This window comes from Mediterraneibacter sp. NSJ-151 (assembly GCF_022487435.1).
GTDB lineage: Bacteria > Bacillota > Clostridia > Lachnospirales > Lachnospiraceae > Schaedlerella > Schaedlerella hominis.
Window position 1 is genome coordinate 1 of sequence record NZ_JAKVPP010000007.1, and the last position, 22,714, is coordinate 22,714.

Consider the following 22,714-nt stretch of genomic DNA (forward strand, 5'->3'; position numbering starts at 1 on the left):
CTTGACATGCGTTTTAGTAACTGTTATATATAAACAAAGGGCGAAAAGCTGATTTTTCAAGCCTTTCGCCCATCATTATCATAGAAGAATCTAATTTACAGACTTTTCTTCATAGTCTCAAAGACTGGAATACATTTAATATCTTAAATCAAGCAAGTTACATTTTGCACAAGCATTTGTCTTCTTTGCCTGATTTAAACATAAAAAGAGGATGAAAGCATTTTTTGCTTTCATCCTCTTTTTATGTTTCATTTACTCTGCACTCTCTTCTGTATTACCTGATGTATCTTTTACTGTCACACCCTGTTTCTGGAAATCCACTTTCTTCCATACACGTTTATTCAGATTAATATCTGTTTTCTTTCTCCATTTTTTCAAAAGATCATCATATTGATCCTTCTTTCTCTCTTCTACAATTGACTGCTTCTTTGCGTCTGTTGCAGTACGATCCAGAAAGCTTGTCACTTTTGCAACATATATACCAGAATCCGTCTCAATCGCATCTGTTACGTCGCCTTCTGCTGTAAGAGCATCTGCTGCCTTCACTAAATCTGCATTCGGAGAAGTAGATTCTGAATCAAATGTAGCAGTCTGTACTTCCATGCCAGCTTCATTCGCTGCGGCATCAATATCCTTTGTATCACTATTCTTCAATTTTTCCGCAAAATCTGTTGCCTTTTTCTTCACTTCTGTCTTTTCTGTCTCACTCATTGTTGATGTCGAATCGTTCTCATCCTTTGTATAACTATAAAATACATATTTCATAGCTTTCTGAGCTGCCTCATCATCTGACACCTCTGTGTCCACATCCGCTGTCATCGCATCTTCCATCTTACTCTGAATTGTTAAAAGCTCCAGAACTTTCTTGACATACTTATTATACCCTGAGACTGCCTCTTTGTCTTCAAGTGCATTATTCTCATCAAATTCCTCTGCCGCCTTATCGATTGCTTTCTTTTCATCCTCGCTAAGTACCACATCATACTCTGAAGCATGCTGCTCCAAAATATACATATTCTCCAATGACTTAATCATATCACTTTTAACTGACTGCTCATATGTCTTACCATCTGTTTCCTTTGCCCACAGTTCTTCACCTGTCGTTCCCATCATACCTGCATAATAAGTTTCATACTGTGCCTGCTGCATTCTCGCATAGAAATTTGCCACACCTAATTTTATTTCGCTTTCTCCTACTGTTGCAACAACGTCATCATTATTCATAGAGCCGCATCCTGTCAGACCAGTAACAGCTAACATACCTGCCAGTCCCAGAGCAGTCACTCTTTTTTTCCACTGATTCATATTTTCTGTCCGTTCTCCCTTCATTTTCTCCGCATTCTAAAAAGAAGCTTTCTTCTCTTCCGCCACGCTCAAACTGAGCCGGTCAACTTCAATCATTATAATCTGTTTTTATATTTCTAACAAGGTTTTTATATCATTTAACAGCTTTTTCACAAGTTCAAGAACATCTTCGCTTTTTTCCCTTTTATTCTTTCCCTTTTTCTGATAGAGAAAATATGGCGTTGTCTCTGCCTTTAACACCAAATTCCCATGATACATTTTCAACAAGCCCGGTATCTTCTTGGGATCCACCTTTGCTTTTTCATACATTACAATCTTAATTGTATCAGTTTTCTGTTCTACTGCTGTCACATAAACAGAATGTGCGAGTGCTTTAAGCAGCGCAATATGCAATAGCTGCTGCACCTTTCTCGGAACATCTCCAAAACGATCAATCAGCTCTTCAAGCATATCATCCATCTCTTCTTCATTTTCAATACTTGCGATTCGTTTGTAAATATCCAGCTTCTGAAATTCATTTGAAATATAACTATCCGGAATATAGGCATCCACATTCAGATCTATCGTTGTATTGAAAATATCTTCGTCCATCTCACCTTTTTCCTGCTTAACCGCTTCATTAAGCATCTTGCAATATAAATCATAGCCAACCGCTTCCATATGTCCATGCTGCTCTGCACCAAGCAGGTTTCCTGCACCACGTATTTCAAGATCACGCATTGCAATCTTAAATCCTGAACCAAGTTCTGTAAATTCCCGGATTGCTGCCAATCGCTTTTCTGCCACTTCTTTTAACAATTTATCTCTTCTATATAACAAAAATGCATATGCCATTCGATTGGATCTTCCAACTCTTCCTCTCAGCTGATACAACTGAGATAGTCCAAGCCGGTCAGCATCATGGATGATCATGGTATTCGCATTTGAAATATCCAGACCGGTCTCTATGATCGTTGTTGAAATCAACACATCAATCTCACCATTGATAAAGTCATACATAATATCTTCTAATTGACGTTCATTCATTTGCCCATGTGCAAACATTACATTCGCATCCGGAACCAATTTTTGTACTTTATCTGCCACATCCGCAATATCACTGACACGATTATATACATAATATACTTGTCCATTTCTGGCAAGCTCGCGTTCGATGGCTTCTCTTACCATCTCATCATTATATTCCATTACATAAGTCTGAATCGGCATACGATCCATCGGAGCCTCTTCTAACACGCTCATATCACGTATTCCGATCAAACTCATATGAAGTGTCCTCGGGATCGGTGTTGCTGTCAGCGTCAATACATCAATATTTTCACGCAATTTTTTTATTTTTTCTTTATGTGTCACTCCAAAACGTTGTTCTTCGTCAATGATCAAAAGCCCCAAATCTTTATATTGTACATCCTTTGACAACACACGATGTGTTCCAATTACAATATCTACCAGCCCTTTTTTCAGATCTTCTATTGTTTTTTTCTGTTCTGTACTGGTTCTAAACCTGCACAATAGATCAACACGTACCGGAAATTCTTTCATACGTTGTACAAAATTATTATAATGCTGCTGTGCCAGTATTGTTGTAGGCACAAGATATACCACCTGTTTTCCTTCCTGGACTGCTTTGAATGCCGCGCGTATAGCAATCTCTGTTTTGCCAAATCCGACATCCCCACAGATCAACCTGTCCATGATTTTATGGCTCTCCATATCATGTTTCGTATCTTCTATCGCCTGCAGCTGGTCTTCAGTTTCTTCAAATGGAAACATTTCTTCAAATTCTTTCTGCCATACCGTATCCGGTTCGTAGACATATCCATCTGCCTGCTGACGTGCTGCATACAATTCCACCAGATCTTTCGCTACCAGCTTCACTGCACTTCGAACCTGGCTTTTGGTTTTCTGCCACTGCGCTGTTCCGAGTTTATTTAATTTAGGTTTTTTTGCATCTGCACCTGCGTACTTCTGAATCATATCCAGCTGCGTTGCAAGAATATACAGTGCACTGTCTCCCGCATAGCGAATCTTCATATAGTCCTTCGTTACTTTATCAACTTGTATCTTCTCGATCCCCTCATATACACCAAGGCCATGATTTTCATGAACAACATAATCACCCACTTTTAATTCTGTAAAATCCCGAATTTTCTGTCCTTCATAACTATGTTTTTTCTTGCGCTTTTTCTTTTTTCTGCCAAAAATATCACTTTCTGCAATAACCACAAACTTTAACATCGGATATTCATATCCTTCCGTTACATGTCCGTAAGTCACAAGTATCTCGCCCGGCTGCACCTCTTTTTCCAATGTTTCACTGTAATAACTGCTCAGCTCATAATCCCGAAGATCTTCTGCCAGTCTTCGTGCTCTCGTTCTTGAGCCTGATAACAAAATCACTCTGTAGCCATTTCGTTTTAATCGTTTTAGATCAAGTGTCAGCATTTCAAAACTGTTATTATATGGATTGACCCCTTTTGTCTGGAGCGAATATGTCCGTCTCACATGAAATGTGCCACACTTTGATTCTAACGTAGTAAATGCAACCGATGAATACTGATTCATCTTCTCAATTATCTCTTCTACCGCAAATACCAAAAGTTCGTCCGCAGACTCCTCCATACCTGCTTCTTGTCGGTTTTCTCTGCTTTTTTGATATTCTGATTCTGTCTCTTTTGCCTGTTCCAGAAGCCGGATTGGCTCATCTAATAACAACAGACTTTCTTTTCTGTTAAAATACTCCAAAAAAGAAACGCTTTTTGTCTCATCCGTTATCAATTCTCCTGTCGGATAAATCGTTACCTTTTCTAAATTTTCAATTGAGCGCTGACTTTCTACATCAAATGTCCGAATAGAGTCAATCTCATCTCCCCACAGTTCAATTCTTACCGGCAATTCATCTGTCAATGGAAATACATCCAAAATTCCGCCACGGACAGCAAACTGCCCCTGACTTTCAATCTGCGTTTCCCTCTCATATCCCATTTTCACAAGTTGTTCCTGCACCTTACCAAACTCAAGAACATCCCCGGATGACAATGTAAGTTTTTGTGTTTCTATCTCTTTTGGCCCGATCACCCCATCAAGAAATGCATCCATCGTTGTGATTACAGTAATTGATGCACTCTTGTCACATTCCAGTATTGCCCTGATAACTTCCATTCGCTGGCTCTGCAAATATTTTCCTTTGATGTCTGCATGATAAAACAACAAATCACGGGCCGGATAATAATATGTGTTTTCATCAAGAAATTTATATTCTTCATACGCCTGTTTAGCTTTTTCATCATTTGAAAATACAACAAGATTATATTTCACGCCTTTACTGAGCGCATACATCAAATGTGTTTTCTGAGAATTTACACATCCCGTAATCTGTATAGTACCGGATTCTTTATTTCTATTTTTTATAATTTCTTCATAATCCGCCAGTTCCTTTAGCGGTGACAACAATGCATTCACGTTTACTCTTCCTTCTTTTTCCGATTATATTCATTCATTGCAGCAGAAATATCGCCTTCCAGAATCATCTCAACTGCATGTACTGCATGAGCATAGCCTTCATCCATAAGCACCTGCTCTTCTTTTGAAAAATGTCCAAGCACATAATCTGCCAGATCATATTTTGATGGTTTTTCTCCAACTCCGACTTTTACTCTTGGAAATACCTGTCCACCAAGATGCGCTATAATATTCTTAATCCCGTTATGTCCTCCTGCACTTCCTTTGGCACGAATACGGATCTGTCCGTTATCCAGACTGATATCATCGTAAATCACGATAAATTCCTGTTCTTCATCTACCTTATAGTAATCCAACAAACTTCTCACACTCTCACCACTAAGATTCATAAAAGTCTGTGGTTTCGCAAGGATTACTTTCTGACCTCCTATGATTCCTTTTCCAATCAGTGCACGGTGTTTTTTTGTATCTACGGAAATATTATATTTATCAGCAATTCGGTCTATAACCTCAAATCCTGCATTATGTCTTGTTCCTTCATATTCTTTTGATGGATTACCCAATCCTACTATAATAAACATTCTATTAACTCACCTTTCGTTCTATTCTTTCACATCCCTATTCTATCCGAAAACCTCTGACTTGTCATCTGCATCTTTCAATATTACCTTTTTCATGCTTCATAAGGCACTAACATATTTTCTTCTTTTCTTTCATACAATGATAAAAAATGCATTGGAGGTTTATTTTACATGGGGTCTAAAACTAAAATCGTAGTTCTTCACATGAAAGAAATCGTATATACACTTATCTTTGCAGCCTTAGGAATACTTTTAATCATTTTACTGGTCATCATGTTTCGCTTTGGACACTCGTCTACACCTACAGCCTCAGCCAGGCTCTATACTCCCGGAATTTATACATCTTCCCTCACTTTAAATAACACGAATCTGGAAGTAGAAGTAACTGTAGATGAATCACAGATTAAAGCAATCCGACTGTCAAATCTGGATGAAAGTACAGCCGCCATGTTTCCTCTGCTGCAACCAGCTATTGAAAATATAGCAGATCAGGTTTGTAAAACCCAGTCAACCGACAATATTACTCTTTCATCTGAAACACCATATACCTCACAAATCCTCCTGGATGCAATTAATGAAGCCATTGAAAAAGCCGCAGTCCATTAGGCTGCAGCTTTTTTGCGGTTCTTTCTATTCATTTTTTTCATATAAAATATTTCTAAACTTAGTCTGAATGGTTCTACTATACTAACCTTCTACAATCAAATACTGACCGTTTGGTAATGGAAATACTTCCGAAGCCTCTTCTAATTCATCCATGCTCATAGTTTCTACATCTGCTCCGTTCTCTTCGAAGTACTCTTTTACCTCATCGAGCGAATCCACGACTACTGCCATACAATCTTCTAAAAAAGCTTCTGCCTCTTCCATTGATTCCGCAACTGGCTCATCAAATAACTGAGACTGATTTTCTAAGAAAGTTAATAAGCACTCTTCACTGTATTCGTTCATATTTCAAACCTCCCTAATCCTCTATCATGTTCATGATTTCTTCTGGCGAATCTACAATCAATTCCGCCCCGGCATCTTCTAAAACCTCTTTGCCACGAAATCCCCATGTCACTCCTACGGTATGCATCTGTGCATTCTTACCTGTAGCTACATCCACTTCTGAATCACCAATATATAGTGTCTCTTCTGGTGTTGCTCCTAATTTCTCTGCAATCTGAAGTACAGCCGTAGGATCTGGTTTTCTCGGAACTGTGTCTATCTGCCCTTGAATCCATTGAAATGTCTCTTTGCCAAAAATAGTCTCCACAACATGAACCGCCTGCTTATGTGGCTTATTTGACAAAACTGCAAGTTTCAACCCTCGATTCTTCATCGACTCCAGCATCTCTGTGATTCCTTCATAAGGTACTACATGATATGTGCAATTCGCATCAAATATACGTCCATATATCTGCATTGCTTCTTCAATTCTGTCAAGGTTCTCTGATCCTGAACTCCCCAGTGCTTTTTCCATCTGCACCCTTGCTCCATTCCCGACAAACAGTCGACACTGTTCTTCTGAAATCTGCGGAAGCTTCATCTCTTTTAATGTCTCGTTTGTCGAATACACAAGAGAGTCTAATGTGTTTGTCAATGTTCCATCCAAATCAAATATACATGCTTTATACATGGTTACTTCATACCCTTTCCTGTAGTCTACGATTATCATAGTATGAAGTCTCAAAAATTTCAATATCTAACTCTACTTTTTTTCTATCTTTTATTTTCCGGTTAAATATTGTCTCATTATAAGCAACGCATTTTTCTCCAATCTGCTTACTTGTGCCTGTGAAATTTGAATCTCCTGTGCCACTTCTACCTGTGTTTTTCCTTCAAAAAACCGCATCTGTATAATATGACGTTCTCTTTCTCCCAACCGATTCATCGCCGCTTCCAAAGACAATTCTTCTACCCAGTTTTCTTCCTTATTCTTTTTATCGCTCACCTGATCCATAACATATAACGTATCACCTCCATCGCTATAAATCGGCTCATACAAACTCATCGGACTTTGAATTGCATCCATTGCAAACACGATATCTTCTTTTGAAATACCAATCTCCTGTGCAATTTCTTCTACTGTCGGTTCTTTCATATTCATTTTCACATATGCCTCTTTTGCATATATTGCTCTGTATGCCGTATCCCTAAGTGACCGACTCACCCTGATTGAATTATTATCTCTCAAATAACGTCTGACTTCTCCTATGATCATCGGCACTGCATATGTCGAAAATTTCACCAGGCGATCCGGTTCAAAATTATCCACTGCCTTCATCAGTCCCACGCATCCAACCTGAAACAGATCATCAGCATTTTCATTACTTGACGAAAATCGCTTGATTACACTTAAAACCAGTCTGAGATTTCCCTTTATATATTCTTCTCTAGCGTCCTTATCTCCTTGTTTAATACGAACAAACAAAGCTTCCTTCTCCTGTTCCGACAGGAGAGGAAGCTTCGCTGTATTTACACCACATATTTCAACTTTATTCAGAGCCATAGTTTGAATCCTCCTACAAGATTTCAAAAATTTAAATCTAGTAAAATTTTTCTCACATTGTCTCCTTGTTATTCTGACTCTAATAAAATAAAAAAAGTTTTAGTCCTTGACATTTCTACAAATTATAACTATTATCTGCTGCTTTTTCAAATTCATCAACAATCTCTTTTTCCGGCGGTGCAGTCATAAGACTCACAATAATATTTAAAACCATCGCAACCAGAAAAGCCGGGAGCAGTTCGTAAATATCCCACGCCCCGCCCATCGGGCGTACAAGATATTTCCATACGAAAATCATAACACCGCCTGCAAACATGCTGACAATGGCTCCCTGTCGGTTGGAACGTTTCCAGAACAGTGCAAGCAATACTACCGGTCCAAACACTGCGCCAAAACCTGCCCATGCAAAGGAAACGATTGCAAAAACTGAGCTTTCCGGATTCAGTGCCATAAGTACTCCCATGACCGCAATCAAAAGTACGGTTACTCTTGCGATTATAAGAGAGGTCTTCTCACTAACTTCTTTTTTCAATATTCCCTTTAACAAATCTTCCGATACACTTGATGATGCCGCAAGCAGCTGTGAATCGGCTGTCGACATCGTACATGCCAGAATCCCTGACATGATCAGTCCCGCAAGTACAATTCCAAGTACACCACTCTTGCTCATCAATGTTGCAATGGTAATAATTACTTTTTCAGAATCTGCTCCTGTAAGCACATCAATATATCCCTGTCTGCTTAAAGTATATCCCATAATTCCGATAAATACTGCAACTGCCATAGAAATCACTACCCAAATTGTTGCAATTCTTCTGGAAAGTTTTATTTTATTCTCATCACTGATTGCCATAAAACGCAAAAGTACATGCGGCATTCCAAAATATCCTAGTCCCCATGCAAGCGTAGATGCGATTTTAATCGAACCATAAGGGACCGCTGTACCCTCATTATATACACTTGTAAGAGATAAATATCCCTGCATGGAAGCAGTCTGTGATGCGATCACATCCATGCCGCCCAATGTCTTAATACCAAATAACACAACGCTGATCAAGGCCACCGACATAACAATACTCTGAATCAAATCTGTTGTACTTGCTGCTGAGAATCCTCCTAATGCTGTATATGCCACAATTACAATTGCGCTGACCAGCATTGCTCCAAAATAAGGAACTCCGAACAAGGTAGAAAAAAGTTTTCCGCATGCCGCAAAACCGGATGCTGTATACGGAATAAAAAAGATAACAATAAATATTGCTGACAATCCTGCAAGAATTCCACTTTTATCATGATAACGATTCTTAAAAAATTGTGGAATTGTAATCGCATTTCCTGCAACGACCGAATACCGTCTCAGCCGCTTTGCTACAATGAGCCAGTTCAAATAGGTTCCAATTGCAAGTCCGATTGCCGTCCACGCCGCATCTGCCGTCCCTGTCAGATAAGCAACTCCCGGCAGCCCCATCAAGAGCCAGCTGCTCATATCCGATGCTTCTGCACTCATTGCTGTCACAATCGGACCTAATTGTCTGCCCCCGAGATAATAATCTCCGGTGGAACTGTTTTTCTTCATAAAATAAATTCCAATTGCGACCATCCCTACAAGATAGCATACAATAATCGCAGAAATTCCCCACACATTACTATTCATATTTATTCCTCACTTTTCCTTATTTCTTCTAAGCCCGCTTCTTTGACGTGGTAGCGTCCTAAAGTGTTCTTTTCATAGAATCATACCACGAATGTATATGTTTTTGCAAGATTAAATAAGAGTCCCTGCAATTTTCATCTATTCTGCATCAAAAAAAGGCCCTTACAGACCTTTTTTTGTATTTTTGTTTCTAAGTTTGTGCAAAAATTATTTGATTATTATATTACTCTAATCTATCCCATTTATCTGCCAGATTTTGAATCTGAGATTCGAATTTCGCTTTTTCTTTGTTTGCCAATCCTTCATTCTTATATACAATATCAAGCAATCGCTTCGCTGCTGCCAGCAATCTTTCAAAGGCTGCATCAGCCCTCTTCTGTGAAGCTTTCTTTGCTTTTATCGGAATTCTTACTCCTTCCTTCTCAATCTCACCTGTTGCAAGATCAACACAGCCCTGCGGGTATGGTGCAAATGCCGGGTAGCCAAATTTTTCTTCTACTGTCTTGGCAAATTCTTCAGTAACAGTATCTTCCCCATGTACTACAAATACATGCTGTAGCGGAGCTTGGAATCCTTCAATCCATTTTAACAACCCATTCATATCTGCATGCCCACTGACTCCATGCAGACTTTCAATATGTGCACGCACCTCGATTGGTTCTCCGAAAAGCTTTACATTTTTTTCGCCTTCGATCAATCTGCGTCCTAATGTTCCGACTGCCTGATATCCGACAAACAAAATGGTACACTCTTCACGCCATAGATTATGTTTCAAATGATGACGGATACGTCCTGCATCGCACATTCCAGAAGCTGAAATAATCACCTTTGGTTTTTCGATAAAATTTATCATCTTAGAATCATCACTTGTTGTCATAATCTTTAGTCCCGGAAATACCAACGGGTTAATCCCTGCATTCACAAGCTTCATGGCATCCTCATCGAAACATTCCATTTTATTCTTCGAAAATACTTTCGTTGCCTCAATTGCCAGAGGGCTATCCAGATACACTTCAAAATTCGCATATTCCGGAAGCATATTTTTTTCTTTGATCTCACGGATAAAATATAACAGCTCCTGCGTTCTTCCAACCGCAAAAGAAGGAATAACTACATTTCCACCCCGGTCAAAGGTTTCTTTTAAAATCTGAGTAAAATCTCCCACGTAATCTATCTTTTCCGTACTGTGCACCCGATTGCCATACGTGGATTCAACAACTACATAATCTGCTGTAGCAGTATATGTTGGGTCTTTGATAATCGGCTGGTCCAGATTACCCACATCGCCGGAAAATACAATCTTCTTGCTCACATCCCCTTCTGTAAGCCACACCTCAATACTTGCAGAGCCCAGCAGATGCCCTACATCTGTAAATCGAATCTCAACTCCGTCACAAATCCGAATACGCTGTCCATATTCACATGGAACTAATAAATCAATTGCATTGATCGCATCTTCCATTGTGTATATCGGCTCGTATACCGGTTTACCTGCACGTCTTCCCTTACGATTGCGCCATTCTGCTTCGAATTCCTGAATATGTGCACTATCACGAAGCATAATGTTACATAAGTCAGCTGTCGCATAAGTTGCAAATATCTGTCCTTTAAATCCATTCTTCACAAGTTTTGGAAGCATACCTGAATGGTCAATATGTGCGTGTGTCAGCAACACATAATCCACTTCATTCTCCGGAATCGGTAAACCAGGATTTTCATATAAATCGGGTCCCTGTTCCATACCACAGTCAACCAGTATATTCTTTCCTGCCACCTGCAAGAAATGACAACTACCGGTAACCTCATGTGCAGCACCTATAAACGTCAATTTCATACTATTCACCGACCTTTTTATTTTTATTGTATCACCGGAAAACAAAGTGGTAAAGCTAAACATTTCCTGTTTTTATATATTTTTCGCTATATATTTTCTTACTTTTTATTATTGATATCGAACAATTTCTCTTCTTAGACGAAGCATGATTTTTTTCTCCAATCTTGAAATATAAGATTGTGAAATTCCAAGAAAATCTGCAACTTCCTTTTGTGTTTTTTCCTTCCCGGACGGATTGTCCAGCCCATATCTCATCCGGATGATCATCCGTTCTCTGTTTGATAATTTGCTAATTGCATGGATTAACAACTTTCTTTCCGCTTCATTTTCCAAATCTTTATAAATTGTATCTTCTTCTGTTCCTAATATATCGGACAACAGCAACTCGTTTCCATCCCAGTCTACATTCAATGGCTCATCAATTGACACTTCCAGTTTTGTTTTATTATTTCTCCTAAGATACATCAAAATTTCATTTTCAATACAGCGTGACGCATACGTCGCCAGCTTAATTTTCTTTGTTGGATTAAATGTGTTGATTGCTTTAATCAACCCGATTGTTCCAATGGAGATCAGATCTTCCACCCCAACCCCTGTATTATCAAATTTCTTTGCAATATAAACAACGAGACGCAGATTATGTTCAATCAGACTCTTTTTTGCTTTCTCCTGCTCATTTGTCTCAAGTGCTTCTATCATTTTTTGTTCTTCGTTTGCATCTAATGGTGCCGGAAGTACATCCGTTCCACCTATGTAATGAATTTCTTTTCTCGGATGAAAAAATATATTTTGAAAATTAGATATTACATTTATCTTAAACTGTTGTGTATTTATTGTCTCTGCAACCATATTTAGCTCCTCCTATACTCTGCGCATTTACAATCATCTGATAGTCTGTTTCTTGCATAACGCCAATACCAATCTGCGGCATCTGTATTTCTATTACTGATTTTTGTCTGATTTCCATTTTATCCATTGTTATAACCGGCAATAAATGTGTTCCTTGAATGGTCTGACATGAAATAAAATGCAGTTTCTTTTGCATCCATTTTTCTTCATTCTCTTTAGAAAGTGAATACTCCATTAATTCTTCAACCATTTTTGCCCCATATATTTTTTCTGCCATTTTCTTTGAAATAATATGAACCGGTTTTTGTCCTACCGGATCTTGAAGCATATTTCCTGTGTCAATCATTGCACGAATATCCCATTTTTTTGTTTCATCGTATAAGACAACCCGACAGCACCGCTTTTGAAGATTTCCAGCTCTTGTAAGCAAATTCCAGCTCATTTTTAAAATAAAGAATCCCACCAACGCACCACCATATACCACACTTACAATTCCAAGGTATGGTCGGAACAGTTGCATGATTCCTCCTAAGCATATTGCCGTAAAATACAATAGCAACAGGCCCTCGAACAACTGCAATACATTTGAAATTTTTACTCCTGCCCAGATCATAATGACCGGGATAATACAATAATTGAAAAAACACTTAACCGCTTCCGGCATTCTTATTGCAATAACCACACAGGAAAATACAGCGGAAATAATTCCTGCTGTAAATGTTCTTATCGTAAATGACTTTTTACCAAACACACTACGCACAAACAATAGTAAAATGGAATCCATCATAAAATTTTCTAAAAAAAATAAATCTATGTATAATTCATAGTACATATCCCCTCCTCATTTCCTACAAGCTCATTATAGAAACTACTCCTCTCAGATTTTGTCAAAATCTGGCATCCGCTATCAAAGAATCTTCGACAATTTTCTAACATTTAATAGGATTTTTATTGATTTTATCCCCATATTATGTATAATTAGAAAAGAATATGGTATCGTCTAATCTTAGATGGACGTACAGTATTACTACAAAGAAAGAGGTATATGTAAGATGGCAAAAATTGATTTAACTAAATACGGCATTACAGGAACTACTGAGGTTGTTTACAATCCTTCATATGAAATGTTATTTGAAGAAGAGACAAAACCTGGATTAGAAGGCTTTGAAGTTGGTCAGGAAAGTGAACTTGGTGCAGTGAACGTTATGACTGGTGTATATACAGGTCGTTCACCTAAAGACAAATTCATCGTTATGGACGAGAACTCTAAAGATACTGTATGGTGGACATCTGACGAATATAAAAATGATAACCACCCAGCTACAGAAGAGTCTTGGAAAGCTGTAAAAGATATCGCAATTAAAGAGCTTTCTAATAAGAGACTTTTTGTTGTCGATGCATTCTGCGGAGCTAACAAGGATACTCGTATGGCTATCCGTTTCATCGTTGAAGTTGCATGGCAGGCACACTTTGTAACAAACATGTTCATCCAGCCTACAGAGGAAGAACTCGAGAACTTTGAGCCAGATTTCGTTGTTTACAACGCTTCTAAAGCAAAAGTAGAGAACTACAAAGAATTAGGACTGAACTCTGAGACAGCTGTTATGTTCAATATCACAAGCAAAGAACAGGTTATCGTTAACACATGGTATGGCGGAGAGATGAAGAAAGGTATGTTCTCTATGATGAACTACTTCCTTCCATTAAAAGGAATCGCTTCTATGCACTGTTCTGCAAACACAGATATGAACGGAGAAAACACAGCAATCTTCTTCGGTCTTTCAGGAACAGGTAAAACAACACTTTCTACAGATCCTAAACGTCTCCTGATCGGTGATGACGAGCATGGTTGGGATGATAATGGTGTATTCAACTTTGAGGGTGGATGCTACGCAAAAGTTATCAACCTTGACAAAGAATCTGAGCCAGATATCTACAATGCAATCGTTCGTGACGCTCTTCTTGAGAACGTTACACTGGATGAGAACGGAAAGATTGATTTTAATGATAAGAGCGTAACAGAAAACACACGTGTTTCTTACCCTATCAACCACATTAAAAATATTGTACGTCCAGTTTCTTCTGCACCAGTAGCTAAAAATGTTATCTTCTTATCAGCAGATGCATTTGGAGTACTTCCTCCAGTATCTATCCTTACAGAAGATCAGACACAGTACTACTTCTTGTCTGGATTTACAGCAAAACTTGCTGGAACAGAGCGTGGAATCACAGAGCCAACACCTACATTCTCAGCTTGCTTCGGACAGGCATTCCTTGAACTGCACCCAACAAAATATGCAGAAGAGCTTGTTAAGAAGATGGAGAAGAGTGGAGCTAAAGCTTACCTCGTAAATACAGGATGGAATGGAACAGGAAAACGTATCTCTATTAAAGATACACGTGGTATCATCGATGCTATCCTGAACGGAGCAATCAACAACGCTCCTACAAAGACAATCCCATACTTCAACTTTGAAGTTCCTACAGAACTCGAGGGTGTTGACACAGGTATCCTTGATCCTCGTGACACATACGCTGATGCTTCTGAATGGGAAGAAAAAGCAAAAGATCTTGCACAGAGATTTGTCAAAAACTTCGCTAAATACGAAGGAAATGAAGCTGGTAAAGCACTTGTTTCTGCAGGTCCACAGCTGTAAGATTTTAGTTGATAATTTAAAAGAGTGTGTGAAAACCAGGTTTTCACACACTCTTTTTATATATTAGGAAAGTGCTTTCCTAATATATAAAAATTGCTCCGCTAAGGATGCACACTGCAGCGTACAATCTAGGTGTCGCAAGCGACCGCCGCAGGCGCAAGAATGTGCAAAGCACATTCTTTTCTGCATGGCAACTAAAAAAGAAGAGCACCGATATTCGATACTCTTCTTTCATATTACTTATTCTCTATCTATTTATTTCTTAAAGAAATCCGGAATCTTAATAGACTGCTCTTTTACCCCGCTTGTAACAGGTCTTGACTGCTGCATAGATGGTGCTGTACCACCCATTGGTCTTGCTGTTGTTCTTCCATCATATGAAGGTACTGTTCTGTTTGCCCCATCTCCTGAAGGAAGGATAGACCCTACTTTCTGCTGTCCTTCTAATCTTGCTTTCAATTTTGATGAGCTTCCACCTACATTATGTAAACCAGTTGCAATAACTGTGATTGTAGCTTCATCAGATCTTGAATCATCATAAGTAGCACCAAAGATAATGTTTGCATTCTCTCCGGCAAGCTCCTGAACATACTCTGCTGCATCAGATGCATCCATAAGTGTAATATCACCAGATACATTGATAATAACGTGAGATGCACCCTGAATTGTTGTCTCAAGCAATGGACTTGCAACAGCCTGTTTCACTGCCTCAAGAGCCTTGTCATCTCCACGTCCCTCACCGATACCGATGTGAGCAATACCTTTGTCTTTCATAACTGTCTGTACATCGGCAAAGTCAAGGTTGATAAGTGATGGTACGTTGATCAAATCTGTGATTCCCTGAATACCCTGCTGTAATACTTCATCTGCCTTCTTCAGTGCTTCCGGCATTGTAGTTCTTCTATCTACTACTTCCAACAGTTTATCATTTGGAATTACGATTAATGTGTCAACATTCTCTTTCAATTTGTCAATTCCTGCCAATGCATTCTGCATACGTGTTCTTGACTCGAAACGGAAAGGCTTTGTAACAACACCAACTGTCAATGCACCCTGTTCTTTTGCAATACGTGCAACTACAGGTGTTGCTCCTGTTCCGGTACCGCCACCCATTCCACAAGTAACGAATACCATGTCAGCACCTTTCAATGCTGCTGAAATCTCTTCTGCACTTTCTTCTGCTGCTTTCTCTCCAACTTCCGGCTGAGCTCCTGCTCCAAGACCTTTTGTCAGTTTCTCACCAATCTGCATCAATGTTGGTGCTTTACATAACTGAAGTGCCTGTTTATCTGTATTAATTGCAATAAATTCTACACCTGCGATCTGTTCATCGATCATTCGGTTAACGGCATTGTTACCGCCTCCACCAACGCCAATAACAATTATCTTTGCAGCTGCCTCTGATTCATTAGTTTTAATTTCTAACAAGAGTAGTTCCTCCTTTGTCGTCTTATTAATCTTTATTATTATACATCCCATTTGAAATTGAACGCTATAATCCAATAATTATATAATATATTTTTTTCAGTAAATAATCAATAGATTTTTTTGTATTTTATGTTTTTTTTGCTCAACATCGCAAATTTCATTTTTTATTGTGTGTCCGGCACAAACCGGATTGATGTATCTGATGTCTGATAACTCTCCAAATGCAATTCTCCCGACTGATTTTCATACTGCTCAGACAATTTTTGCAATATCGGCGAAATCTGTGGAATCTTATCCTCATAGGAAGCACTTCCCAGAGAAACTCTTACGTTGCCAAAAACAACTGTGAGTTCACTTCCTGAACATATGATTTTATCTGCTGTCAGTTCATTCTCTTGTAACAGTGCTATAAGTTCTGAAAGTTGCTTAAACACATCTTTATCATCCACCGGTATTTTCTTTCCAAGTTTCACCTTGCTTTCTTCAATCTGTATTCCCTCGATCATAGCAGTTCCTTCGATCAGTTCCTCGCTTTTTAATGAAGCGATTCCATCCTTATCAAAATACAGATAACCACTTCCAAGATCAATCCTTCCTGTCATCGTCTTTTCTGTCACCGCCACATTAATCTTCCTCGGTGAAATAAGGCTTACTTTTACCTTCTCAACAGATGGTAATTGTGTGCAGTTTTCCCTGTTAAAATACCACAAATCATACAATGTATTTCCTGAATACGGATTTTGCTTTACCCACTCTTCTACTTCCTGCTGGGTTGTGTAAACATTTCCCGTCACCCGGATCTGCTTTAATTGGAAGATCAAGGTCTCCAGATAAACAAGACCTGCACAAATAATGATAATTATAAATAAATACAAAAATACTTTTCCACTTACATTTCTTCTGTTCTTTTTATGCTTCTTTGATTGTTTTTTATTGTTTTTATTATTTTGTGAACGTATCTCACGATCATGCAGATCCTCAGAACCAGCAAGGTATATAATATCGTCACGCGAATAATGCTTCGCTGTAGTCCGGCTTCTCCCTCTGTCTGTCTTTCTGTTTCGCTGCTGTGTCATCGGCAGCCGCCTCCTTCGTTTTCATTTGATACTGCCAGTCACAGTAATCATGTCTATTGCTATCTTACCAGATTTGATACACTCAACACAAGACCCATTTCCAGTAATAGAAATAAAACTGATGTACCTCCATAACTGATAAAGGGAAGCGTGATTCCCGTATTTGGAATGCTGTTGGTCACAACCGCAATATTTAAGATTACCTGTATCATCATATGTGCCATCGCTCCGGTAACGATTAATGCTCCAAGCAAATCTTTTGCATTTATCGCAATAATGAAAAAGCGCCAGATTAAAATGAGAAATAAAATAATAATCATACCAGCTCCAAATAACCCCAGCTCTTCACATATAATCGAAAATATCATGTCATTTTGTGCTTCCGGCAAGAATCCAAGCTTTTGAACGCTTTGACCAATTCCTCTTCCAAACAACCCGCCTGAACCAATCGCATAAAGTCCTTGTAATGTTTGATATCCTTTTTCGTATTGCTCCGGATTTCTCCATATTGCCAGCCTTTCCAGTCGATAGCTTTCCAGTGCCAGAAATATTGCCATAAATCCGATTCCGAGAATCCCCATCCAAATAAATTGTATATACTTTGGACTTGCAACAAAAATAAGTACTACGCCAATACCTAATATAATAATCGCTGTACTTAAATTACTTGCTCCTACCAATGCTGTAACCGGAAGTACCGGAAGCATCAGACACAGCATTGAACGCCAATTATCTACACACTTCTTTTGTCCTGAGATCAGACATGCCAGAAATAAAATAATCGCTACCTTCGAAAATTCCGATGGTTGAAAAGAAAGCGGGCCCAAAGAAAGCCATCTTTTGGACCCGTTATATTCTTCTCCCACAAGCATCACTAATACTGACAATATAATTGATACCAGATATCCCAGATTTGCAAATGGAATCCACTTATGATAATCAATCTTTGCTACAATTAACATTCCAATCACACCTAAGACTGTAGCAGCACCTTGTTTTTTAACATAATAATATGCATCTTGAAACTTATTCTGTCCGTTATAAGCACTCGTACTGTATAACAATACAAGCCCTGCTCCAATCAACATGACCAAAACGATCAACAGCACATAATCTAGATTCGCTCTCTTCTCCGGGCGTTTCAAGGAACTTCACTCCTTATAATTCATTTACCAGCTCTTTGAATTTATCGCCTCGTTCTTCATAACATTTAAACATTCCCCAGCTTGCACATGCCGGTGATAAGAGAACCGCATCTCCCGGCTCTGCATATTTCACGCATGTTGCCACCGCTTCTTCAAACGTATCTACAAGAATTGTATCTGTAAAGCCTAATTTCTTTGCTGTTGCATCAATCTTTTCTCTTGTTGCACCAAGTAATACAAGCTTTTTCACTTTTCCGTCAAAAGCATTGATCCACTCATCGTACGACGAGTCTTTGTCATATCCGCCCCCGATCAGAAGCGTTGGACGATTCATTGCCTGAATTCCTTTGATTGCTGCATCCGGGTTTGTTCCTTTGGAATCATTATAATAAGCTACACCATTTTTCTCTGCTACAAACTCAATTCGATGAGCTACACCTTTGAAAGACTTAATCACCTCTCGAACCAGGTCTACAGGCACACCATATGCGATTGCCATCGCAGCTGCTGCCATAATATTTTCATAATTATGTGTTCCCAGAAGCTGAAGTTCCTTCACATTACAGATTGTTACTGCAACATCTGTATCATAACTATATACAATATCACCCTCATCAAGATAAATACCTCTATCTAATATACGCTGACTACTGAAATATAGAACCTTCGCTTTAATCTCTTCCCCGAATTTTCTTGTCACTTCATCCTCATAATTCAATACACACACATCATCTGCTGTCTGGTTTCTGCAAATGTTCTTCTTTACTTCAATATAAGCTTCCATTGTATGATGACGATTTAAATGATCCGGAGTAATATTCAATATTGCGCTGACCTTTGGACGAAATGTATGTATTGTTTCCAGCTGAAAACTACTCATCTCTGCTACTGCCACAGAATCCTCTGTCATATCCAGCGCTACTTCTGTATATGGATTTCCAATATTTCCTACTACATATACATGTTCCTGATATTTCTTCATAATCTCCCCAAGTAATGTAGTTGTAGTTGTCTTTCCATTTGTTCCTGTGATTGCAAGAACCTCACCTTTTCCATATACGTAAGCAAGTTCAATCTCGCCCCATATTGGAATACCCATTTCTCTCATCTGGTTCACAACTTCAAGATCTGTCGGCACTCCCGGACTCATCACAGTAAGCACAAGACTTTCCATCACCTCTTTGGAGAGTTCCCCTAATATAACCTTTACATCGCCGGACAAAGTTACTCCGTGCTCTTCATCATGTAAAATATTTTCTTTGATTGTTTCTGCATCAAGCTTCTCATTTCCATCATATAAAATTACATCAGCTCCTTCTCTCAAAAGCAGACGACTTGCTGCTATCCCACTAATTCCAGAACCAAATACCAATACATTTTTATCTCTTATGTCCATCTTTATACCCCCATAAGTGCAATCAAACATAATATTGCTGTAATAATAGAAAATACAGCAACAACTCTTGTCTCTGACCATCCACACAATTCAAAATGATGATGTATCGGAGCCATTTTAAAAATTCGTTTTCCACCTGTCTTTTTAAAATATGTGACCTGAATAATGACAGAAGCCACTTCCACCAGATAGATTAAACCAACAATAATAATAAACAACGGCATCTGCATCATATATGCAGCACCTGCCACAAATCCTCCCAATGCAAGCGAACCTGTATCTCCCATAAATACGCTTGCCGGATATACGTTAAACAATAAAAATCCAAGTAAAGCACCTACTACCGCACAAGTAATCGGTTCAATTCCACTCTTTGTTCCAACTGCAACAACTGTAAAAAATGTTGCAACTAATACAGTTACACTAGATGCTAATCCATCCAGCCCATCTGTAAAGTTTGTTCCGTTTACAGTTCCGATTACCGCAATAAATAAAAGCGGAACTGCAAGCCATCCAATATCCAGATATTTTCCACCTGAAAATGGAATCAGCATTGTAAGTGGAATCTTCGCAATCCTTACTACATAATAAGCAAATATCGCTGTCACTACAATCTGCAATGCCATCTTCTGCTTCGGAAATAATCCATCTGAACGTTTCATAACCACTTTTAAATAATCATCAAGAAAACCAATCAGACCGAAGCCAACTGTCAAAAACAATACCGGAATAATCTTCGGATAATCTTTTACATAGAACAGTGAAGTGATCACTACACTTCCTAATATCATAACGCCACCCATCGTCGGCGTTCCTGCTTTTTTCAAATGCGACTGAACTCCGTCAACACGTTCTGTCTGCCCCATCTTTAATCTTCGCAAAAACGGGATTACAAATGGTCCCATAATCACACTTAATGCGAATGATATTAACACTGGAATTACTACATGATTTGCCATACTCACACCTCTTCATCTCTTTGGTTCAGCGAGAAGTTTCTCTTTTGTAACTCTCGCTATATCTTATACAGTATAACTCATAGTCTGTGGATTTTCAACCTCACCAGAATATGGACGACATTTTATTTTTCCTGTTTTTCCAAATACGGAAGAACATTATCATAAATATCTCTTAGTACCGGAGCTGCAATTGTACCTCCATAATAGATTCCCTTTGGATCATATATGATCACCATTCCGATCACTTTCGGATCATTTGCCGGGGCAAATCCGACAAATGAAGAGATATATTTATTTGCACTTCGCGGAAGCGTCTGTGAAGTCGCAGTCTTTCCTCCTATGCGATATCCTTCCAAATATGCATTATGTCCGGACCCCTCTGAAACAACACTTTCCAGCAGCATTTTCATAGTTTCTGAAGTTTCTTTTGATACGATTTCCTTTTGCTTTTGATATGTCAGTGTTTTTATTTCCTTTCCATCTGAATTATAAACTTTCTTTCCAAAATGAGGCGTAATACGGGTTCCACCATTTATAATTGAACTTATTGTTGTAAGTAGTTGTATCGGTGTGATTTGAAATGATTGTCCGAATGTCATCGTCGCCAGTTCTACTAATCCAATATCTTCTTTTTTATGCATGATCGTTCCTGCTTCTCCCGGCAAATCTACATTTGTCAACTTTAACAGCCCAAACTTTTGAAAATAATCATAAAATTTATCAGCACCTAATCGCAAACCTATTTCCATAAATACCGGATTACATGAATTTTGAATTCCTTGTGTAAATGTTTCCAGACCATGTCCTCCTACTTTGTGGCATCTGATTTTTCTATCCTCTACTATTTTGTACCCCGGACACGAAAAGGTATCATTTACTGTTACAACACCTTCTTCCAGACATGCTGCTGAAGTAATTACCTTAAAAGTTGAGCCAGGCTCATAGGTATCATTAATACACCGATTTCTCCACATCTGATTTAATAAATCTTGCTTTTTTTCATCTGTAAGCTCACTTGTATCAATCTTTGAAGACAATGTAAACGGGTCATTCAAATTAAATTCCGGAACATTTGCCATCGCATAAATCTCTCCATTTTGAGGATCCATCAAAATAATTGCCACCGCATCAGATTCTTTTTCTTCCATTACTCTCTTTGCCGCCTGCTCACAGTAGGATTGTATATTATAATCCATCGTAATCTCTAATGTATTTCCCGGTTTCGGCTCCATACGGTCTTCTGCCACTCCTTCCAGCTCTATTCCCCTTGCATCTGTCATTGTAAGAATTGTCCCATTAACTCCTTTTAGATATTCTTCATATTTCACTTCAAGTCCGATAATCCCCTGATTATCACCGCCTGTGAACCCCAGTACTTGCGATGCCAGTTCTCCATATGGATAATAACGTTTAAAATCCTCATCCACTTTCACTCCGTCTAAATCCAGATTGCGTATTCTGTCTCCAACCTCTTTTTCTACATTTGTTTTTATTTTTTCCATAGAAGAAATTTTCTCTACTCTCTTCCGTACATATGCTTCTTCCAGCCCCAACTCTTTTGAAAGCATTTGTATTGTCTGTTCCTTATTTTTTATCTGATTATGTATCACCGATATTGTACAAACTGTTTTATTTGTTGCAAGAACCACCCCGTTCCGGTCTAAAATCTCTCCTCTGGCCGCTTTGATCTTACGTTCTCTTTCATGTAATTCTTTTGCCCTTTTCTGATAATATTCTGCATCAAATATCATCAAAAAAATCATTCGTCCAAGCAATGCTATGATCATAATAACAGCAGCGAAAAAAACAATCATTATTTTTTTCTTATTATAAGTACGATTTTTCATAAAAAACCTTACAAAAGACAGTTTATA

General features: G+C 38.6%; 18 protein-coding genes. 2 read left to right on the forward strand and 16 right to left on the reverse strand.

Annotated elements, in window-relative coordinates; genetic code table 11:
* Positions 1–252: 252 nt before the first annotated feature.
* The 3 genes from LQE94_RS08425 to pth all read right to left on the reverse strand — a co-directional run bounded on the left by LQE94_RS08425 (position 253) and on the right by pth (position 5,348).
* Complete coding sequence (locus LQE94_RS08425; RefSeq protein ID WP_240577440.1) at positions 253–1,329, reverse strand: peptidyl-prolyl cis-trans isomerase; 1,077 nt, start codon at positions 1,327–1,329, stop codon at positions 253–255.
* An 84-nt stretch (positions 1,330–1,413) separates the two neighbouring features.
* The gene (mfd, locus tag LQE94_RS08430; protein WP_240577441.1) at positions 1,414–4,767 is read right to left on the reverse strand and encodes a transcription-repair coupling factor; all 3,354 of its coding nucleotides are present in this window, start codon (positions 4,765–4,767) and stop codon (positions 1,414–1,416) included.
* Positions 4,768–4,769: 2 nt separating this feature from the next.
* Positions 4,770–5,348 carry an aminoacyl-tRNA hydrolase gene (pth, locus tag LQE94_RS08435; protein WP_022076381.1) on the reverse strand — a complete coding sequence of 193 codons (579 nt, stop codon included), beginning with the start codon at positions 5,346–5,348 and terminating at the stop codon, positions 4,770–4,772.
* A gap of 171 nt (positions 5,349–5,519) precedes the next feature.
* On the opposite strand from pth, the gene LQE94_RS08440 reads away from it, so the two are divergent.
* On the forward strand, positions 5,520–5,954 hold the full coding sequence (locus tag LQE94_RS08440) for an FMN-binding protein (RefSeq protein ID WP_022076380.1): 435 nt from the start codon (positions 5,520–5,522) through the stop codon (positions 5,952–5,954).
* A gap of 81 nt (positions 5,955–6,035) precedes the next feature.
* Here LQE94_RS08440 and LQE94_RS08445 read toward each other — a convergent pair whose 3' ends face one another.
* The 7 genes from LQE94_RS08445 to LQE94_RS08475 form a co-directional block, all read right to left on the reverse strand.
* Positions 6,036–6,299 carry a hypothetical protein gene (locus LQE94_RS08445; RefSeq protein WP_022076379.1) on the reverse strand — a complete coding sequence of 88 codons (264 nt, stop codon included), beginning with the start codon at positions 6,297–6,299 and terminating at the stop codon, positions 6,036–6,038.
* 13 nt (positions 6,300–6,312) lie between these two features.
* Positions 6,313–6,969, reverse strand: coding sequence for an HAD family hydrolase (locus tag LQE94_RS08450; RefSeq protein WP_186865650.1), 657 nt, complete (start codon positions 6,967–6,969; stop codon positions 6,313–6,315).
* A 90-nt stretch (positions 6,970–7,059) separates the two neighbouring features.
* Positions 7,060–7,842, reverse strand: coding sequence for an RNA polymerase sporulation sigma factor SigG (sigG, locus tag LQE94_RS08455; RefSeq protein WP_022076377.1), 783 nt, complete (start codon positions 7,840–7,842; stop codon positions 7,060–7,062).
* A gap of 115 nt (positions 7,843–7,957) precedes the next feature.
* The gene (locus LQE94_RS08460) at positions 7,958–9,496 is read right to left on the reverse strand and encodes a sodium/proline symporter (RefSeq protein ID WP_186865138.1); all 1,539 of its coding nucleotides are present in this window, start codon (positions 9,494–9,496) and stop codon (positions 7,958–7,960) included.
* 223 nt (positions 9,497–9,719) lie between these two features.
* On the reverse strand, positions 9,720–11,330 hold the full coding sequence (locus tag LQE94_RS08465; protein ID WP_022076375.1) for an MBL fold metallo-hydrolase RNA specificity domain-containing protein: 1,611 nt from the start codon (positions 11,328–11,330) through the stop codon (positions 9,720–9,722).
* Positions 11,331–11,438: 108 nt separating this feature from the next.
* Positions 11,439–12,179, reverse strand: coding sequence for an RNA polymerase sporulation sigma factor SigE (sigE, locus tag LQE94_RS08470; protein ID WP_240577442.1), 741 nt, complete (start codon positions 12,177–12,179; stop codon positions 11,439–11,441).
* The gene (locus tag LQE94_RS08475) at positions 12,145–13,011 is read right to left on the reverse strand and encodes a sigma-E processing peptidase SpoIIGA (protein ID WP_240577443.1); all 867 of its coding nucleotides are present in this window, start codon (positions 13,009–13,011) and stop codon (positions 12,145–12,147) included. The genes sigE and LQE94_RS08475 overlap by 35 nt, the downstream gene beginning before the upstream one ends.
* A 220-nt stretch (positions 13,012–13,231) precedes the next feature.
* On the opposite strand from LQE94_RS08475, the gene pckA reads away from it, so the two are divergent.
* Positions 13,232–14,836: a phosphoenolpyruvate carboxykinase (ATP) gene (gene pckA / locus LQE94_RS08480; protein WP_240577444.1), complete on the forward strand. Its 1,605-nt coding sequence runs from the start codon at positions 13,232–13,234 to the stop codon at positions 14,834–14,836.
* Between the two features lie 255 nt (positions 14,837–15,091).
* Here pckA and ftsZ read toward each other — a convergent pair whose 3' ends face one another.
* The 6 genes from ftsZ to LQE94_RS08510 all read right to left on the reverse strand — a co-directional run bounded on the left by ftsZ (position 15,092) and on the right by LQE94_RS08510 (position 22,687).
* A complete protein-coding gene (gene ftsZ, locus LQE94_RS08485; RefSeq protein ID WP_022076371.1) occupies positions 15,092–16,264 on the reverse strand; it encodes a cell division protein FtsZ in 1,173 nt (390 codons plus the stop codon).
* Between the two features lie 164 nt (positions 16,265–16,428).
* The gene (locus LQE94_RS08490) at positions 16,429–17,340 is read right to left on the reverse strand and encodes a cell division protein FtsQ/DivIB (RefSeq protein ID WP_186865142.1); all 912 of its coding nucleotides are present in this window, start codon (positions 17,338–17,340) and stop codon (positions 16,429–16,431) included.
* Between the two features lie 59 nt (positions 17,341–17,399).
* Entirely contained in the window at positions 17,400–18,485 is a 1,086-nt protein-coding gene (locus tag LQE94_RS08495) for an FtsW/RodA/SpoVE family cell cycle protein (RefSeq protein ID WP_240577445.1), read from the reverse strand.
* A 13-nt stretch (positions 18,486–18,498) separates the two neighbouring features.
* A complete protein-coding gene (gene murD / locus LQE94_RS08500; RefSeq protein WP_240577446.1) occupies positions 18,499–19,881 on the reverse strand; it encodes a UDP-N-acetylmuramoyl-L-alanine--D-glutamate ligase in 1,383 nt (460 codons plus the stop codon).
* A 2-nt stretch (positions 19,882–19,883) separates the two neighbouring features.
* Positions 19,884–20,840: a phospho-N-acetylmuramoyl-pentapeptide-transferase gene (gene mraY, locus LQE94_RS08505; protein WP_022076367.1), complete on the reverse strand. Its 957-nt coding sequence runs from the start codon at positions 20,838–20,840 to the stop codon at positions 19,884–19,886.
* Positions 20,841–20,962: 122 nt separating this feature from the next.
* Positions 20,963–22,687: a peptidoglycan D,D-transpeptidase FtsI family protein gene (locus LQE94_RS08510; protein ID WP_240577447.1), complete on the reverse strand. Its 1,725-nt coding sequence runs from the start codon at positions 22,685–22,687 to the stop codon at positions 20,963–20,965.
* Positions 22,688–22,714: the final 27 nt, after the last annotated feature.

Coding starts and splice junctions, on each gene's coding strand:
- murD (WP_240577446.1), bottom strand. CDS start 19,881: ATGGACATAAGAGATAAAAATGTATTGGTATTTGGTTCTGGAATTAGT.
- LQE94_RS08450 (WP_186865650.1), bottom strand. CDS start 6,969: ATGTATAAAGCATGTATATTTGATTTGGATGGAACATTGACAAACACA.
- mraY (WP_022076367.1), bottom strand. CDS start 20,840: ATGGCAAATCATGTAGTAATTCCAGTGTTAATATCATTCGCATTAAGT.
- LQE94_RS08460 (WP_186865138.1), bottom strand. CDS start 9,496: ATGAATAGTAATGTGTGGGGAATTTCTGCGATTATTGTATGCTATCTT.
- LQE94_RS08445 (WP_022076379.1), bottom strand. CDS start 6,299: ATGAACGAATACAGTGAAGAGTGCTTATTAACTTTCTTAGAAAATCAG.
- LQE94_RS08440 (WP_022076380.1), top strand. CDS start 5,520: ATGGGGTCTAAAACTAAAATCGTAGTTCTTCACATGAAAGAAATCGTA.
- LQE94_RS08475 (WP_240577443.1), bottom strand. CDS start 13,011: ATGTACTATGAATTATACATAGATTTATTTTTTTTAGAAAATTTTATG.
- sigE (WP_240577442.1), bottom strand. CDS start 12,179: ATGGTTGCAGAGACAATAAATACACAACAGTTTAAGATAAATGTAATA.
- pth (WP_022076381.1), bottom strand. CDS start 5,348: ATGTTTATTATAGTAGGATTGGGTAATCCATCAAAAGAATATGAAGGA.
- LQE94_RS08490 (WP_186865142.1), bottom strand. CDS start 17,340: ATGACACAGCAGCGAAACAGAAAGACAGACAGAGGGAGAAGCCGGACT.
- pckA (WP_240577444.1), top strand. CDS start 13,232: ATGGCAAAAATTGATTTAACTAAATACGGCATTACAGGAACTACTGAG.
- LQE94_RS08510 (WP_240577447.1), bottom strand. CDS start 22,687: ATGAAAAATCGTACTTATAATAAGAAAAAAATAATGATTGTTTTTTTC.
- LQE94_RS08425 (WP_240577440.1), bottom strand. CDS start 1,329: ATGAAGGGAGAACGGACAGAAAATATGAATCAGTGGAAAAAAAGAGTG.
- sigG (WP_022076377.1), bottom strand. CDS start 7,842: ATGGCTCTGAATAAAGTTGAAATATGTGGTGTAAATACAGCGAAGCTT.
- LQE94_RS08465 (WP_022076375.1), bottom strand. CDS start 11,330: ATGAAATTGACGTTTATAGGTGCTGCACATGAGGTTACCGGTAGTTGT.